General features: G+C 63.7%; 2 protein-coding genes. Both read left to right on the forward strand.

The window, feature by feature from the left end:
* On the forward strand, positions 1–634 hold a 634-nt coding region (locus tag FUT88_RS25925), incomplete at its 5' end, for a cbb3-type cytochrome c oxidase N-terminal domain-containing protein (RefSeq protein WP_147219380.1).
* Positions 631–1,237 (forward strand): 4Fe-4S binding protein (locus tag FUT88_RS25930; RefSeq protein ID WP_147219382.1); only part of this gene is annotated, 607 nt, incomplete at its 3' end. The genes FUT88_RS25925 and FUT88_RS25930, both read left to right, overlap by 4 nt.

Consider the following 1,237-nt stretch of genomic DNA (forward strand, 5'->3'; position numbering starts at 1 on the left):
GGGGTATTACATCGCAGCGATCGCCCTGGTCGGCATCGTGTGGTGTGTCTGGCTGCTGTTCTCCCAGCGGCGTATTCAAGTGGCACCGGGGCACAGCGCCGGTGAAGATACCGGCCACGTCTGGGACGGCGATTTGCGCGAACTGAACAATCCGCTGCCGCGCTGGTGGATGTGGATGTTCCTGCTGTCGTGCATCTTTGCGTTGGGGTATCTGATCCTTTACCCCGGTTTGGGTGCATACGGCGGTGTGCTCGGTTTCTCCACGCGTGGCGAGCTGGCCTCGCAGCGTGCGGCGGCCGAAGCGCAGGTCCGCCCGCTCTATGAGCGGTACGCCGGCATGGACATCAAGCAGATCGCCGCTGATCCGCAAGCCCATGAGATCGGCCAGCGCCTGTTCCTGAACAACTGTGCGCAGTGCCATGGCTCGGACGCTGGCGGCTCGAAGGGCTTCCCGAACCTGACCGACCGCGTCTGGCTGTACGGCAGTTCGGAAGCGACCATCGTCGAGACCATCCTCAAGGGCCGTGACAACACGATGCCGGCACACGAGAACCTGCTCTCGCCGGAGAAGATCCGCATGCTGGCGGCCTATGTCTGGGGTCTGTCGAATAGCAACACGAGTCACACGCAATGAGCGACAAAGAACCAGCCTGGCGCCCCATGACGCCCGCCACTGCGGCGGCGGGCGCCGAGGATGCACCGACCGAGCAGATGCTCTATGAGGTGCGGCGCAAGATTTATCCGCGCGCCGTCACCGGCGCCTTTGCGCGTTGGCGTGTCTGGCTGGTGCTGGCCACGCAAGCCATCTTCTATGGCTTGCCGTGGTTCCAGTGGAATGGTCGCCAAGCCGTGCTGTTCGACCTGGGGGCGCGCAAGTTCTACCTCTTTGGCCTCGTGCTGTGGCCCCAGGACGTCATCTATCTGACGGTGCTGCTGGTGCTGTCGGCGCTGGCGCTGTTCCTGTTCACGGCGGTGGCAGGGCGGCTCTTCTGCGGCTATGCCTGTCCGCAGACGGTCTACACCGAAATCTTCATGTGGATCGAGCGGCATATCGAAGGCGACCGCTTTGCCCGCATCCGGCTCGACGGCGAGCGTTGGAGCCTGCGCAAGCTGCGCCTCAAGGCAGCCAAGCATTCGGCCTGGGTTTTGATCGCGCTGTGGACCGGTTTCACCTTCGTCGGCTTCTTCACGCCAATCCGCGACCTGGGCATGGAGACATGGACGCTGTCGCTCGGCC

Origin of the sequence: Ralstonia sp. TCR112, from assembly GCF_007997035.1 — a bacterium.
Lineage (GTDB): Bacteria > Pseudomonadota > Gammaproteobacteria > Burkholderiales > Burkholderiaceae > Ralstonia > Ralstonia edaphi.